General features: G+C 70.6%; 16 protein-coding genes. 12 read left to right on the plus strand and 4 right to left on the minus strand.

Translation table 11 applies throughout. From position 1 onward, the window contains the following. The first annotated feature begins 118 nt into the window (after positions 1-118). From AC069T_RS04390 to AC069T_RS04430, 9 genes are all read left to right on the plus strand, one after another. Positions 119-2,380 (plus strand): MMPL family transporter, encoded by a 2,262-nt coding sequence (locus AC069T_RS04390; RefSeq protein ID WP_478781272.1) that lies wholly within the window; start codon positions 119-121, stop codon positions 2,378-2,380. Positions 2,381-2,641: 261 nt separating this feature from the next. Then, positions 2,642-3,775, plus strand: coding sequence for an acyl-CoA dehydrogenase (locus AC069T_RS04395; RefSeq protein ID WP_478781273.1), 1,134 nt, complete (start codon positions 2,642-2,644; stop codon positions 3,773-3,775). A 179-nt stretch (positions 3,776-3,954) separates the two neighbouring features. Continuing rightward, the gene (locus AC069T_RS04400) at positions 3,955-5,031 is read left to right on the plus strand and encodes an SDR family oxidoreductase (protein WP_478781274.1); all 1,077 of its coding nucleotides are present in this window, start codon (positions 3,955-3,957) and stop codon (positions 5,029-5,031) included. After that, positions 5,028-6,314 (plus strand): aspartate aminotransferase family protein, encoded by a 1,287-nt coding sequence (locus AC069T_RS04405; RefSeq protein WP_478781275.1) that lies wholly within the window; start codon positions 5,028-5,030, stop codon positions 6,312-6,314. Before AC069T_RS04400 ends, AC069T_RS04405 begins: the two co-directional genes overlap by 4 nt. Position 6,315: 1 nt before the next feature. After that, positions 6,316-6,807 carry a type II toxin-antitoxin system RatA family toxin gene (locus AC069T_RS04410; protein WP_478781276.1) on the plus strand — a complete coding sequence of 164 codons (492 nt, stop codon included), beginning with the start codon at positions 6,316-6,318 and terminating at the stop codon, positions 6,805-6,807. Between the two features lie 59 nt (positions 6,808-6,866). Next, complete coding sequence (locus tag AC069T_RS04415) at positions 6,867-7,343, plus strand: flavin reductase family protein (RefSeq protein WP_478781277.1); 477 nt, start codon at positions 6,867-6,869, stop codon at positions 7,341-7,343. A gap of 48 nt (positions 7,344-7,391) precedes the next feature. Then, on the plus strand, positions 7,392-8,234 hold the full coding sequence (locus AC069T_RS04420) for an SDR family oxidoreductase (protein ID WP_478781278.1): 843 nt from the start codon (positions 7,392-7,394) through the stop codon (positions 8,232-8,234). After that, entirely contained in the window at positions 8,231-8,902 is a 672-nt protein-coding gene (locus tag AC069T_RS04425) for a sterol desaturase family protein (protein ID WP_478781279.1), read from the plus strand. The genes AC069T_RS04420 and AC069T_RS04425 overlap by 4 nt, the downstream gene beginning before the upstream one ends. A gap of 198 nt (positions 8,903-9,100) precedes the next feature. Further along, on the plus strand, positions 9,101-10,336 hold the full coding sequence (locus AC069T_RS04430) for a nitric oxide synthase oxygenase (protein ID WP_478781280.1): 1,236 nt from the start codon (positions 9,101-9,103) through the stop codon (positions 10,334-10,336). A gap of 38 nt (positions 10,337-10,374) precedes the next feature. Here the strand turns inward: AC069T_RS04430 and AC069T_RS04435 are convergent, their stop codons facing one another. The 4 genes from AC069T_RS04435 to AC069T_RS04450 all read right to left on the minus strand — a co-directional run bounded on the left by AC069T_RS04435 (position 10,375) and on the right by AC069T_RS04450 (position 13,284). Beyond that, complete coding sequence (locus AC069T_RS04435; RefSeq protein WP_478781281.1) at positions 10,375-11,319, minus strand: sterol desaturase family protein; 945 nt, start codon at positions 11,317-11,319, stop codon at positions 10,375-10,377. A gap of 39 nt (positions 11,320-11,358) precedes the next feature. Further along, positions 11,359-12,162: a helix-turn-helix transcriptional regulator gene (locus tag AC069T_RS04440; protein ID WP_478781282.1), complete on the minus strand. Its 804-nt coding sequence runs from the start codon at positions 12,160-12,162 to the stop codon at positions 11,359-11,361. A gap of 188 nt (positions 12,163-12,350) precedes the next feature. Next, on the minus strand, positions 12,351-12,587 hold the full coding sequence (locus AC069T_RS04445; RefSeq protein ID WP_478781283.1) for a hypothetical protein: 237 nt from the start codon (positions 12,585-12,587) through the stop codon (positions 12,351-12,353). A gap of 100 nt (positions 12,588-12,687) precedes the next feature. Further along, the gene (locus tag AC069T_RS04450) at positions 12,688-13,284 is read right to left on the minus strand and encodes a serine/threonine-protein kinase (RefSeq protein ID WP_478781284.1); all 597 of its coding nucleotides are present in this window, start codon (positions 13,282-13,284) and stop codon (positions 12,688-12,690) included. An 85-nt stretch (positions 13,285-13,369) separates the two neighbouring features. Between AC069T_RS04450 and AC069T_RS04455 the strand changes: the two genes are divergently transcribed. The 3 genes from AC069T_RS04455 (at position 13,370) to AC069T_RS04465 (ending at position 15,241) form a co-directional block, all read left to right on the plus strand. Then, positions 13,370-13,720: a hypothetical protein gene (locus AC069T_RS04455; protein WP_478781285.1), complete on the plus strand. Its 351-nt coding sequence runs from the start codon at positions 13,370-13,372 to the stop codon at positions 13,718-13,720. Between the two features lie 43 nt (positions 13,721-13,763). Then, positions 13,764-14,582, plus strand: coding sequence for an SDR family NAD(P)-dependent oxidoreductase (locus tag AC069T_RS04460; RefSeq protein WP_478781286.1), 819 nt, complete (start codon positions 13,764-13,766; stop codon positions 14,580-14,582). 416 nt (positions 14,583-14,998) lie between these two features. Further along, positions 14,999-15,241, plus strand: coding sequence for a hypothetical protein (locus AC069T_RS04465; protein WP_478781287.1), 243 nt, complete (start codon positions 14,999-15,001; stop codon positions 15,239-15,241). Positions 15,242-15,414 lie beyond the last annotated feature (173 nt).

Genomic DNA, 15,414 nt, shown 5'->3' on the forward strand with positions numbered 1-15,414 from the left:
TAGGCTGACGCCCGGCCCCGGCCACGTCCGGCCGGCTGCCTCGGCCCTTCACCCCCCTGTTCGTGTGCGGCCTTCGCTCGCCGGCCGCCGCCCCATCTGCACCTTCCAAGGAGGAGGCGTGGGATCCCCATCCACCGTTCGCAACCAGACCCCACCTGATGTCGCACCGCCCGTACCCACCCGGGGACTGGCCAGGCTGGGCCACTGGCTGGCCCGCCGCCGACTCCTGGTCCTGCTGGCCACCCTCGCGGCGGTGCTCGTCGCGGTCCCGTTCGGCTCCGATGTCGAAAGCCGCCTGTCCGAAGGCGGCATCACGGTCCCGGCCTCGGAGTCGGCCCGCGCGGATGAACTGCTCAACACCCGCTTCGAAGGCGGCTCCCCGCACCTGGTGTTCATCGCCTCCGCCGATACCGACATCGACGCCGCGCAGGTCAGCAAAGAAGGCGCCGCGCTGACCGAGCGGCTCGCCGGCGAACACGGCGTGGTGCAGGCGGCCTCCTACTGGACCCTGGACAAGGCGCCCACGTTGCGCTCGAAGGACGGCCGCACCGGGCTGATCATGGTGCGGCTGGCCGGGAACGAGGACCAGGTCCGCAAGGCCGCAGCGAGGATCGTGCCCGACGTCGTCGGCGAGCGGGGGCCGCTGAAGGTCACCGCGACCGGCGTGACCGCGGTGCGCATGGAGATCGAGAAGCGCAGCGAGGAGGACCTCACCAAGGCGGAGCTGTTGTCCGGCCCGCTGGTGCTGATCATCCTGCTGCTGGTGTTCGGCAGCGTCGTGGCCGCCAGCACCCCGCTGGCCGTCGGCATCCTCGCCGTGATCGGATCATTTGTCATCCTGCGGCTGCTGGACATGGTCGTGCAGGTCTCGGTGTTCTCCGTCAACATCACCACCGCGCTCGGCCTCGGGCTGGCGATCGACTACAGCCTGTTCATCGTCACCCGCTACCGCGAGGAACTCGCCCGCGGCCGGACCGTGCACGAGGCCGTCGCCGAATCCGTGCGCACCGCCGGCCGCACCGTGCTGTTCTCTGCGCTGACGGTCGCGGTGTCGCTGTCGGCGATGCTCGTCTTCCCCATGTACCACCTGCGGTCCTTCGCCTATTCCGGCATCGCCGTGGTGGGCCTGGCGGCGCTCGGCTCAGTGGTGGTCCTGCCCGCCCTGCTGGCCGTCCTCGGCCGCCGCATCGACGCCCTCAACGTGCGCCGCCTCTTCCGCCGGAACGCCCCGGTCGCCGCCGCACGCAGCAACCGGGAGGGGTTCTGGCACAAACTCGCGATGGCGGTGATGCGCCGTCCGCTGCCCTTCGCACTGGCCGTGACGGCAGTCCTGATGGCGCTCGGACTGCCGTTCCTGCGCGCCGAGTTCGGAGACAGCGACGACCGGGTGCTGCCCGCCGGCTCCTCCGCCCACCAGAGCGCTGAGATGCTGCGCCAGGAGTTCGACAACCGCGAGAGCTCCCCACTGAATGTGGTCATGCCCGACATCGACCCCCAGGCGGCGTCGGCGAAGGTGGCCCACTACGCCCAGAAACTGTCGACGGTGCCCGGCATCACCCGGGTGGATGCACTGACCGGTTCCTACAGCGAAGGGCAGCGGGTCGCCCCGCCCGGCAAGGCGTCCGAGCGGTTCGAAGCAGAGAAGGGCACCTGGCTGTCGGTGGTCTCCGACACCGAGCCGTACTCCGCACGGGGCATGGACCTGGTCGACACCGTCCGTGCCCAGCCCGCCCCGGACACGGTCCTCGTGGGCGGGCAGGCAGCGCTGCTGGTGGACTCCAAAGCGACCCTGGGCGACAAGCTGCCCTGGGCGCTGGGCATCATCGCCGCCTCGACCATGGTGCTGCTGTTCCTGTTCACCGGCAGCCTGCTCATCCCCGTCAAGGCGATCGTGCTCAACCTGCTCTCCCTGACCGCCACGTTCGGCGCGATGGTCTACATCTTCCAGGACGGCCATCTGCGCTGGCTGGTCGGCGACTTCACGGTCACCGGCATGCTCGACATCGACACCCCGATCCTCATGTTCTGCGTCGCCTTCGGCCTCTCCATGGACTACGAGGTCTTCCTGCTCTCCCGGATCAAGGAGGAATACCACCGCACCGGCGACAACGTCTCCGCCGTGGCCTGGGGACTCGAGCGCACCGGACGGCTGGTCACCGCCGCTGCCGCGCTGGTCGCCACCGTCCTGCTGGCGTTCGCGACCTCCTCCCTGACCCCGCTCAAGCTCCTCGGGGTCGGGCTCGCGCTCGCCGTCATCGTGGACGCCACCCTCGTGCGCGGCATCCTGGTGCCGGCGTTCATGCGCCTGGCCGGACGCGCCAACTGGTGGGCCCCGCGCCCCCTGGCCCGCCTCCACCAGAAGATCGGACTCGACGACTGACCAACCGACCCGCGCTCACCCGTCCGCCCCGGTCACCCGACCGGGGCGGACGCCTTCACGCCGGGCCCCAGCACCCGTACAGGACACTTCGCAGCACACCGTGCCGAACTCTTGAGCGGTACCTGCAACTCCGCTGCACGGCTGCTGCAGCACCAACTCATAACGTTGCCCATGCCGTGGGGGGTGTTCGGCCGGGAGCACGACTTCGGGCGGACGCAGCGGCTGATACAGGTAGGCAACCAGGTTGGGGGAACCAGGTCCATGCGGTATCTGCAACGTGAACGCGCCATCGTCGAGGAGCTGCTGCCCGGGCTGGACCAGGCCCTGGCCGCTGTGCCGCTGGCGGAGCTGGAAGCTCCCGGCGCTCCCGGCATCAAACTGTTCACCGAAGCCGACGGACCGGGCCTGCTGGTGCCCATCGAACACGGCGGCCGCGGCGCGGACCTGCTCACCGCCCTCCGCGTACAGCGTGCGCTCGGCTCCCGATCGCCGTCGCTGGCGGTCGCCACCACCATGCACCACTTCTCCGTGGCCTCCCTGGTCGAGGCGGCGGCCACCAGCAGCGGCATGGAGTGGATGCTGCTGGCCGCCATCGCCAAGGACCAGCTGCTGCTCGCCTCCGGCTTCGCCGAGGGCCGCACCGGACAAGGCATCCTCAACCCCGCGCTGACCGCCCGGACCGAGGGCGACAAGGTGTTCCTGAGCGGGTCGAAGAAGCCATGCAGCCTGGCCCGCTCGATGAACCTGCTCACGGCATCCCTGCCGCTGCCCGGCCCCGGCGGCACCGAACAACTGGCCATCGCACTCGTGCCCGCCGACGCACCGGGGGTGTCGGTCAAGCCGTTCTGGAGCAGCCCGATCCTGGCCGGCGCCGAGAGCGAGGAAGTCGTCCTGGACGACGTCGAGGTGCCCGCCGAACTGCTGGTGCGCACCGACGTCACCGACGACGGCCGCCTGGACGCGCTGCAGACCGTCGGCTTCGTCTGGTTCGAAACCCTCATGACCGCCAGCTACCTCGGCGCGGCCTCCGCCCTCGTCGAACACACCCTGGCCAACACCCGCGTCGACCCGACCGTACGAGCCGACGCCGTCACCACCGTGGACGCCGTCGCCCTCACCCTGGAAGGGCTCGCCGCCGAGGTGACATCCGACGGCGTCAGCGAGCACACGCTGGCCCGCTCCCTGGTGTGCCGCTACGCCGCCCAGGACGCGATCAGCCACGTGCTGTCGGTGTGCGTGGAGGCATTGGGCGGCATGGCGTTCATCCGTTCCGGTGACATCGCCTACCTGCACTCCGCCTGCCGCGCGCTGGCCTTCCACCCTCCGTCCCGGGCCCGCATGGCCGCCCCGCTGGCCGACTACTTCGCCGGCCACGCCCCGCTGCGCATCCCCTGACGGACCGCCGCCGCGCGGTCCCACCGCGCCGCCCTCCTTCCCCTTTCGCTCGTTCCGCTCTTCCTGCGCGCCCTGCCGATCGTGCAAGCCGTGCTGCCACGCCGCAGCCACGACACGTCCGGCTGCCGCTGCCCGTCGACTCCTGTACGCCCGTAGACCTGTCCGTGAGGTGCTCGATCGTGCCCTGCCGTCCCACTGTTCTGCTCACCGGCGCGTCCGGTGTCCTCGGCAGCGCGCTGCTGCCCCAACTCGCCGACTGCCACGTCATCGCCCTGACCCACCGCACGCCCGCGCCCGGCGCCGACGAGCAGCTGACCGCAGACCTGACCGCGCCCTGCCTCGGCCTTGCCCGGGCCGCCTACCGCCACCTCGCCTCCCGGGTGGACGTGATCGTGCACTGCGCGGCCGTCACCGCCTTCTCCAGCGGTCCCGAGGCCACCCACGCCCTGAATGAGGCCGGTACCCGGCAGATCGTGCAACTGGCCGCCGACGCCGACGCCGTGCTCTACCACGTGTCCACCGCATTCGTGGACCGCACCGATCTGACCCGGACCCACCTGGGTCAGGACCAGGGGGAGGCCACCGCGCGCCCGGAGGACTACCTGGACTCCAAGCGGGCGGGCGAACAGGTCGTGCGCACGGCCGGCATCCCCGCGGTGATCATCCGTCCGTCCGTGGTGATCGGGGACGCCGCCACGGGCGAGATCTCGGCGTTCCAGGGCATGCACGGCATCATCCACGGCCTCTTGCGCGGCCTGCTGCCGTTGGTCCCGGTGCCGGCCGACTCGCCCGTCGACTTCGTACCGCAGGACGTTGTCGCCTCCGCCATCACCGCTCTGATCCGTCAGGGCCGCCGCGACGGCGAGGTATGGGTCACCGCGGGGAACAACGCGCTGAGCACCGAGCGAGCCCTTCAGGTGATCGCCGACACCGCCGGCGAACTCGGCCTGGACCCGGTGCGGCCGCGCATGACCGGCCCCGAGATGGTCGACCGGCTGATCAGGCCCGTGTTCATCGCCAACCTGCACCCACGGGCGCGGCGCCGCTTCGACGACATGCTCGCCATGACCGCCCTCTTCGCGCACGGGCACGTCTTCCCCACCAGCCTCGGGGAGCTGCCCGGCATACCGGGCGCGCTCAGCGCCGCCGAACTGGAGGCGGCACTGCGCACCTCGGTCACCTACATGGCCCACGCCAGGGGCATGGTCCGCCCGCCGTCGGCGCCCGTCCTCGACACCGCGCAGGTGACGGCATGAGCGAACTCACCCTGACCCCTCCGGCGGCAGCGGATGCCTCGTCCGCCGAGGTGCTCGGCATCTACCGGCGGCACCTGAGCACGGGCCGGGCCCGCCTGGCGTCCCTGACCGGCGCGGCCATGGAGATCGCCTCCGAAGGCAGCCGCGTGTGGGACGCCGACGCCAAGGAGTACCTGGACTGCGGCGGCTACGGCGTCTTCCTCCTCGGCCACCGCCACCCCCGGGTGGTCGACGCAGTGATCGAGCAGATCCGGCGCCACCCCATGGCCACCCGCCTGCTCCTGGAGCCGGCCGCCGCCACCGCCGCGGCAGCGTTGGCCGGCGTCACCCCACCCGGACTGGAGCGCGTGCACTTCGTCACCTCCGGCGCCGAAGCGACCGAGACAGCGATCAAACTGGCCCGCGCCCACGGCAGGCACCGGCTGATCTCCGCCGTCGGCGGCTACCACGGCAAGACCACCGGCGCACTCGCCGTCACCGCCAAAGCTCTCTACCAGGACCCGTTCCGCCCACTGCTGCCGGCCGAACACGTCCCCTACGGCGACGCCGACGCCCTCGAGCAGGCCCTCGCCACCGGCGGGCCGGCCTGCGTCATCCTCGAACCGATGCAGGGCGAGGGCGGCGCCGTCCTGCCGCCGCCCGGCTACCTCACCCGCGTGCAGCAGCTGTGCACCGAGCACGGCGCGTTCTTCGTCCTCGACGAGATCCAGACAGGCCTGGGCCGCCTGGGCACCTGGTGGGGTGCCGACACCGAGGCCGTCCGGCCGGACGTGCTGCTCGTCGGCAAGAACCTCAGCGGCGGCGTCATCCCCGTCGCCGCCGCCGTCGCCACCGCCGAGGCGTACACGCCGTTCGACAAGGACCCGTTCCTGCACACCTCCACCTTCGCCGCCGCCCCGGTCGCGATGGCCGCCGCGGCGGCGGCCGTGGCCGCGATCCGCGACGAGAACCTGGTGGAGCGGGCCGGCACCCTCGGCCAGGAACTGCTGGACCGGCTGCACGGTGCTCTGGCACCGCTGTACGGCGACACGGTGGCCGACATCCGCGGCCGCGGCCTGCTCATCGGCATCGAGATGCGCGACGAACGCGCCGCAGGCGAACTCGTCCTGCACCTTCTCGAGGCCGGGCTGCTGGTGAACCACTCCCTCAACGCCCACCGGGTCGTGCGCCTGACCCCGCCCGCGGTACTCACGCCCGCCGATCTGGACTGGATCAGCAGCGCCTTCACCTCCGCGGCCGCCGCCCTGACCCGCCCGACCGCCTTCAAGAAGGGGACACACTGACATGCCCGAGGTGACTCTCGACGCCCTCATAGCCGACGCCTCCGCCACCGACGTCTTCGACCGGCTGCGCGACTTCGCCGCCTACCCGCGGTACACCGACGCCGTCCGCGAGGTGACCGTCACCGACAAGGGAGGCGACACCCTGGACTCGGACTGGTCGGTGAACTTCCGCAACGGCATCCTGTGCTGGTCCGAACGTGACCGCGTCGACGCCGCCAACCTGACCATCGAGTTCACCCAGACCGACGGCGACTTCGACCAGTTCGACGGCAGCTGGCAGGTCTACAGCCACGACCGTGCGGTCACCGTGCGGTTCACCGCCACCTTCGACCTCGGCATGCCCAGCCTCGCCGCGATCATCGACCCGATCGCCTGCCAGGCCCTGGCCGAAGCCATCAGCCTGATCCTGCGCGGCCTGCTGGGCGAGCACATCACCCTGACCGCCTCCGAACCGCTGCCGGTCCCGGCCACCGCAGCGGACGCCCGGCCGTGACCCGCTCCCTCACCACGCCGGCCGCCCCGCCGCAACACCCAGGCGACACGGCGGAACCGGTGACCGCACAACAGTTCAAAGATCTGTTCGCCCAACTGCCCACCGGCGTCACCGTACTGACCACCAGCGCAACCGACGGCACCGGCCCGGCCGGGATGACGGCCAGCGCGGTGTGCTCACTGTCCCTGGATCCGCCGCTGATCCTGGCCTGCGCGGACAACCACAGCCGCACCCTGGCCCGGATCCGCGCCACCGGCGCGTTCGCCGTCAACGTGCTGCGCGAGGACCAGGTCCACCTCGCGAAGCGGTTCGCCGACCGCAACGTGGACCAGGCCGACCGCTTCGCCCACACCGCGCACCACCGCATGGACCACCTGCCGGTCCTGGACGAGGCACTGGCCTGGCTGACGTGCCAGGTCCAGGCCGCCTATCCGGGCGGAGACCACACCATCCTCACGGCCGCGGTCCGAGCCCTCGGCCACCGCGGCGGCCACCCACTGATCTGGCACAACCGCACCTTCCGCATCCTCGCCTGACCCACCCCACGCCCCACCGATCCCACCGCGACTTCAGGAGGCCCTCCCGTGCCCAGGGACATCAACAACAAGGTCGTCGCCATCACCGGCGGCAGCCGCGGCATCGGCCGCGCCACCGCCGAACTGTTCCTCGCCAAGGGCGCCAAGGTGGCCATCGGTGCCCGCAACCTGGACTTCGCGACCAAGGTCGCCGCCGGCATCGGCGCCCACGCCTACCCCCTCGACGTCACCGACCCCCGCAGCGTCCAGGCATTCTGGACCGCGGTCGAAGCCGACCTCGGCGCCATCGACATCTTCGTCAACAACGCCGGCGAGATGATCGTCGGCCGGTTCGAGAACGAGTCCGCCGAGGACACCGCCCACCAGCTGAACGTCAACCTGCTCGGCACCCTCAACGGAATGAAGACCGCCATCAGCCCGATGCGCGAGCGCGGCCAGGGCCACATCATCAACATGGTCTCCGCCGTCGGCATGATCGGCCTGCCCGGCTGCGCCACCTACTCCGCCGCCAAACACGGCGTGGTGGGCCTGTCCGAGGGCGTACGCGCCGAACTGCGCGGATCCGGCGTGGACCTGTCCATCATCCTGCCCATCCCCGCCCAGACCGAGCTGACCTCCGGCGTCGGCAAGGGCCGCTTCGTACCCCTGCTCACCCCCGACGACATCGCCAAGTCCGTGCTGCGCACCGCCCGCCGCCCGGTCTACAACCGGTACGTGCCCGGCTGGACCAACCCCGTCACCCGCTCCCTGTTCCTGCTGCCGCAGCCCTGGCGCGACGCCATGGGCCGTTTCCTCAAAGCCGACCAGCTGCTGCGCACCACCAACTACCAGGCCCGTGTCGCCTACGAGACGCGGGTGAAGGTTCCCACCACCGAAGGAGCCGGGGCGTGACCTCCGCATCGCCCGCCCGCGGCAGCTACAAGGGCGCCGTCCGCCGCGGCAACGCGCCCGCCGTCGTCGGCCGGCGGTGGCTGGACCACCTCATCCACGTCCACCCGGTCACCACCGTGGCCATGTTCAGCCCCGTCATCGCCCTCTGCGTGTGGTTCTCCACCGGCCGGGCGAGCGGCTGGGCGCTGGCCGGCTGGGCGGCAGCCGGCTACCTGGCCTGGACACTGTCGGAGTACTGGGGCCACCGCATCGTGCTGCACTACGAGCCCGAAAAGGGCTTCGGGGCACGCCTGCACTACATCCTGCACGGCATTCACCACGACTACCCCCAGGATGCGCGCCGCTCCATCCTCAGCCCGCTGCTGAGCATCCCCATGGTCGGCGGCACCCTCTATCTCGCCTCCGGGCCGGGATCACTCCCGCTGACCTTCGGAGCCGGCTACACCTTCGGCTACCTCACCTACGACCTGTTCCACCTCTACCTCCACCACGCCAAACCGAAGAGCAGGCTGATGCGGCACCTGCGCTCCCTGCACATGCGTCACCACTTCCGCGACGACACCCGGGGCTTCGGTATCTCCGCCCCCTACTGGGACGAGCTGTTCGGCACCTCCATCGCCCGGCACTCGGACCCCCGTACAGCAGCGTCAGGCGACCTGGCCGCCTGACGCGCCCCGCCGGTCCGGCAGATGACCCGGGCCCCGTGTGCCGGCGTGGGCACCGGCGCGATCGCACGGCTCACTCCCGAAGTCGTCGATGCCCACGCGCGGGTGCCCCCGCCCGTCACCCCCGCGCCACAGCTCATCCGCGGCTCGCCCCGCCGACAAGGCGACCCGCGGAGCCGAACGCCACCCGCGAGGAAACCCATGAACTCCGAAACTCTTCTGGCGCGCTCCACCCCCACCGACCCCACCCCCACCCCTTCCGGCACCTCGGCCGCGCCGTCATCCTGGCCGGACGCGGCCCGCCGGGCGCCTGCAGACGCGACGGCCGACTGGGACGAAGCCGAAGAGTTCGTGCGCCTCCACCACGCAGAGCAGCCGGACCAGCCGGCCCCCCTGCACGCACGCCTGCAACAGATCCGCACCCACATCGAGCGGAGCGGCACCTACACCCACACCGCGGACGAACTGGCCTTCGGCGCCCGCGTCGCCTGGCGCAACTCCAGCCGCTGCATCGGCCGCCTGTACTGGAAGAGCCTGCGCGTCCTGGACCGCCGCGACGCCACCGGCGCCGACCAGATAAACCGGCACCTCGCCGAGCACCTGCGCCAGGCCACCAACAACGGGCGCATCCGCCCGGTCATCTCCGTCTTCGCCCCCGACACACCCCAAGGACGAGCTCCGCGGGTGTGGAACGACCAGCTCATCCGCTACGCCGGATATCGCCGAGACGGCAGCGACACCGTCGGCGACCCCGCCTACGTGAACTTCACCGACACCGCCCGCCGGCTGGGATGGCAGGCCCCCGGCGGCCCCTGGGACGTACTGCCCTGGGTCATTGAAACCGACCACGACAAGCCACAGCTCTTCGACGTGCCCGACGACCTCGTCCTCGAAGTCCGCCTGACCCACCCCGAGCACCCGCGCTTCGCCGACCTGGGCCTGCGCTGGCATGCGGTCCCGGCCATCTCCAACATGCGGCTGCGCATCGGCGGCGTCGACTACCCGCTTGCCCCCTTCAACGGCTGGTACATGGGCACCGAGATCGGCGCCCGCAACCTCGTCGACACCGACCGGTACAACCTGCTGCCCGCCGTCGCCGAACACCTCGGACTCGACACCAGCAGCGAGGCCACCCTGTGGCGCGACCGCGCCCTGGTCGAACTCAACATCGCCGTGCTGCACTCCTTCAACGAGGCCGAGGTCAAGATCAGCGACCATCACACCGAATCCCGGCACTTCCTGACCCACCTGGCCAAAGAGGAACGGCAAGGCCGCACCGTCCCGGCCGACTGGAGCTGGATCGTGCCCCCCGTCTCCGGCGGCATCACACCGGTCTTCCACCGCTACTACCACCAAGCCGACCAGCGCCCCAACTTCTACCTCGACGACGACGCCAAACGCCGCGGCAAGGGCGGATGCCCCTTCGGCCACGGCTGAACCCGGGCGTCGCCCCCCCCGGCACCGGGGGGCGCCCGCTACGCCCGGCCGGTGCCGTCCCCGGTACGGGTCCGCAATGGGGGAGAGCCGTGGTCCGCGGCTGGTGCGGTGCAGGCGCCGCGGGCACGGAACGGTTCGGCAAGCTGTGCGAGGTAGCCGCCCGGATAGCACGGCTTCGCGGCCATCCCCAGATCATCGCTGGAGAACCGGCGCCCGGGATCGTACGAGTACGTGCCGAGCATCCGATCCCAGACGAGGGTGAACAGACCGAAGTTGACATCACCCACACCCGCCCACTTCAGGTGGTGGAACCGGTGCCCCTCGTTCAGCGACAGCACGTACCGCAAAGGACCCACTTGGTAGTCCGCGTTGGAATGCTGCAAGAGCAACTGCACGGCAACGACCAGGGCCAGAGCCGCGGCCACATCGACCGGAAGGCCCATGGCCAGGAGCGGCGCGACCCCCGCACTCAGTTCCACACTCTGGTGCAGCGGATGCTTCATCAGACCGTTGAAGCCGTAGAAGCGCTTCACGGAGTGGTGGACGGCATGGAAACGCCACAGAACACCGACCCTGTGGCTGGCGAGGTGGACGAGCGTGATCCCAAGATCCGCCACCAGGACCGCGAAGACCACCTGGAGGGCGAACGGCCAACGGTGCGGCCACACTTCGGCCACCGTGACGACGGCCGCCAGCACCGGGATGGCAGCGACGCTGCCGAGGATCAGGGTCTCGTTGATCACAGCATGGGCCGTGTCGCGACGGCCGTCACCCACCGGCGTGTTCCACTCCCGGCAGTAGGGCAACAGCCGTTCCGCGGCGAACGACGCCCCGACCGCAGCCGCCAGCAGAGCGAGCAGCCACACCTTCGACGCGCCCGCGCCCGCCAGGGCGATGCCGCAGCCGTTGACCCCGACCAGCAGCAGCGGGGCATATCCGTACCGAATGAGGTTGCCGACCATGCAGTCCAGCGTGCTGCGCACCGCCAGGACTGGCTTGGACGGATCCGCTGCCGCGCACCCTCAAGTGGCGAGCAGGCGGTTCGTCGGGGCCGGCGCCCACTGCACACCGCGGATGACCTCGGAGGGCGCGAGCCCGAACATCTCGTGGGCGACCCTCGTCAGATGCGAACTGTCGGCGAACCCCGCACCGTGGGCGGCCTGCGTGAGAGTCGCTCCGCCCCGTGCCAGCTCCATCGCCCGCCGCAGCCGGGCCCACCGCAGGTAGGCGGGAAAGGACAACCCGAGCTCCTCAGCGAACAGGTGCCCGAGCCGGCCGGCGGACAGACCGACCTCCGCAGCCACGTCACCCAGCCGTATGGGGCAGCCCAGCAGCGCCTGGACACGGGCGGTGGCGGCACGTACCGCCGGATGGCAGCCACGCGCGGACCGGCCCACGGCCAGATCACGCATCACCTCGCGCATCACCCTCTCCCCGATCCCGCCGGCGGCCGGCGCCTGCAGCGAGGAGGCGATCGGGGCGGCGGCGGTGATCCAGCCGGTGAGGCGGTCACCCGGTGCGTGCGTGAAGCGGGCCTGAAGGGCCCGGCCCACAGGACTGTCCGGGTCGCAGTAGACACAGACCGCTGTCGCGCCTTCGCCGTTGACCACGTGCACGGCTCGGGCAGGGATCAAGGCAGCCTTGACGGCTCGCGCCTCTCCGTGCCCGTCCGCAAGCTCTACCCGGCCGGCGGTGACGACCAGGAGCTGCACCGCCGCATGGGCATGCGCGTGCGCCGCACCGACCACGCCCTCGAAGACCAGCAGTCCAGGCTCCAGCGCCACCGAACCAGTCCACAGCGCAGCAACGTCGTCGTGGAGCGTCACGGGCTGCCCCCGCCGAGGTCGGCCCCGCCTGGCCCGACCGAGCCGCCTCCGGCGAAAGGCACCGGAACACTCACCGGCGCGCCCCGGCCGGCGCCTGGCATCTGCACAGCGATCACCTGACCCTGATGACGCGAGGAGTGCTTCGGCTGCCCCGTACCTCCCCGCCGCGACGCCCAGGCAAGCGGCGGTTACCCGCCAGTTCCCGGTCTCCCGCCCCAGCCACGGGGAAGGCAGCGGCAGTCACGACCACCGCAGCATCCGCCACAGCTCGCCCACTTGCAGGGCCAGCCGTAGGCGTCCACCGCCCGGTCGCCGACGATCCCGACCGTGCGCGACTTCACGGTGCCGCGCACATACGCGTCCAGGTAGAACGGCAGGACCGTGTCCGTCACCCGGGCGTGCGGGAAGGACCGGCTGCCCGTCACCCCCAGCACGGTGGCGCCGGGCGACACCGCGATCAGGGGCAGCGACGCCGCGTCGTACGCCGCCAGCGAGGCCAGGGCGGTGGCGTCCGTGGTGGGACCGTCACGGCCAGCACGGAACGGTCGGCGACGAGCTGCGCGGCCGCCTCGGGTGCCCGGGCCGGATCACCCCCGGCGTGCCCACCACGACACAGGTCGAGGTGAGCGCAGTGTTCTCGGAATTGCGGGCCACACCGAAGTCGATCAGCCGTGGCCCGTCGAGCGCCGGCAGCACATTGCCCGGCTTGACGTCCCGGTGCACGAGATTGGCCGCGTGCAGCTCCCGCAGCGCCTCGGCGAGCCGCGCCCCGAGCACCCGCAGGCTCGGCATCGGCAGCGGCCCGTGCGAGGCGAGGGCCTCGGCGAGCGAGGGACCGGGGACGAAGGTGGTCGCGAGCCAGGGCTGTGCCGCCTCGGGGTCCGCGTCCACCAGGGACGCCACCCACGGGCTGGTCATCCGGCCGGCCGTGTCCGCCTCACGCCGGAACCGCTCCCGGAAATCGGGGTCCGCGGCGTACTCGGCCTGAATCACCTTCAGCGCGAGCCGAGTTCCGCCGGCCGAGCGGGCCAGGTACACCACCCCCATACCGCCCGCGCCGAGCCGTCCCAGCAGCCGGTAGCCCGCTAGCCTGGCAGGATCCGAAGTTGGCAGCGGCTCCATCACTTCCCCTTCAGCCGCTGCTCGATGCGCGTCAGCATCTGAGCCAAGGGCCTTGCTGCCCAGTTGTTCAAAGTTCCCGCGCGGTATGGCCCTTCGCGCCCCGCACGGAGACGGCCACAACGACCGTTCCCAGCCGGGCGACCATCCACCGGTACGGCTGTGCGGCCCCGCCGTTCTCGACGTGATCGCCGGCCTCCAGTACCGAGTCGTCGGCGTACTCCTGCTCGCGGGCGCCGAAGGGCGTGCCGAGCGACATGAGACCCGTGATCCGCTCATTGTCGGCGAACCTATCGACCTGGAGCTGGACCTGCCTGAGGAGTGCGCCAGCGAGGACCCGCCCCCGGTCGTCACCTTCGTCGAGTGGAACAAGCGGATGGGCGACCGCAAAATGCCCGCCACGCGCTTCCCAACAAAGGTGCGGTCCGCAGCCGTCTAAGCTCGCTTCACTCGATCTGACAGCAGCAGGAGGGCGAACGCACATGACGGATCAGCGTGTTGTGGTCGTGACTGGGGGAGGAACGGGAATCGGTGCGGCAACTGCACGGCTGCTCCGGGAGACTGGGCACGAAGTTGTCATCTCGGGCCGGCGACCGGAGCCGTTGCACCGCGTCGCCCAGGAAACCGGGGCCTTGGCCTGTCCAGCTGACACGGGTGACCCGAACGATGTTCTCCGCCTCATCGAAACTGCCGTCGAGCGATTCGGCCGACTCGATGGATTGGTTGTCAACGCGGGAGTGGGACGCAGCGGGGGTGTCGGAGAACTGTCCGATGACGACTGGGAGTTGGTGCTCCGTACCAACCTCACCGGCCCTTTCCTCCTGATGCGTGCGGCATTACCGCACCTGCTTCGGGCCCGGGGCTCCGTCGTCGCGGTCGCTTCGGTCTCCGCCCTGCGTAACGGGGTGGGCAACGCCGCGTACGCCACCTCCAAGGCGGCATTGCTGCAGTTGTGCCGGTCGTTGTCTGTGGACTACGGGCCCCAGGGCTTGCGAGCCAACACCGTTTGCCCCAGTTGGGTGCGTACGGAGATGGCCGACCGTCGCATGGCCCGGTTCGCAGAGGATGCCGGACTGGCCTCCGGCGACATCGACGGAGCCTACGAGGAAGCCACCCGGCTGCTGCCGGCACGCCGACCGGGGGATCCTCGTGAGGTCGCGGAGGCTATCGCCTGGCTGCTGTCGCCAACTGCTTCCTTCGTCAACGGCGCTGTCCTGACCGTGGACGGCGGAGTGACCGCGCTGGACCCCGGGACTGTTCCGTTCGATTTCCGCGTCACCCCACGCGACAAGGAAGGTTGATCTTGTCAGAGGGAGACCATGTCGGGCCTCGGCCTTCTGCTGGCTGATGCGTTGAGGACGGCGCGGGCGGTGGGCGGTCGGCGGTGTGATCAGGATGCTGCCGGGAAAGGGACGCCAGGAGTTGGGCGGCGCGGTCGGGACCGGTGCGGAGTTGGATGAGGGTCCGCCAGCTTTTGAGGTGGGCGAAGCCGTGCTCGACTGGTGCGCATCCGATGGCGAGGACGCGGTTGGCGGTCTCCTCGCCGGGGGTGAGTCTGTGGGTGGCCATGTCGCCCAGGCGCTGATCATGCCGTAGCACCGCAAGGACGATCACCGCGATTTTCCCCGGTGGCAGGATCCGCCACACACCCAACGCCGCCCTCTGTGCGGGCCGAAAAGACGTCGCAAGCGCCAAGTCACCCCCCTCCATTGCCCTCATGGGGCACTCGGAGGACATCGTGGGCCGCCGATTCGCCGTCACGGGCGGAACCTCTCTGCACAGTGACGGCACCTACTATTGGCGTCGCGACACGGCCGAGTACGTGGAGACCTACGGCACGGGTCTTCCGCCCGCATTCATGGAACACGGCGCGCGGTTGCAGTGGCGGGTGCCTTTCCTGACCGAAGAAGAAATCCTGGACATCGACGATTTCTTCATGTCTCTCCGCACCCAGGGCTGAGCCTCGCGCCGGTTCCGGCGTTCTCGCCTGTCCAGGCAGCGCAGCCGGACACCGGGCTGCCCGGATCCCGTGTCGTACGGTCTGATGTCGCGGCCGCCCACCGTCCGCAACGGATCTCACCGAACCCGGCGGTGCCGCCGGTACGGCCGAAACATCTGCACCAATACCGGGGA

The organism is Streptomyces sp. NPDC043867, from assembly GCF_056435845.1.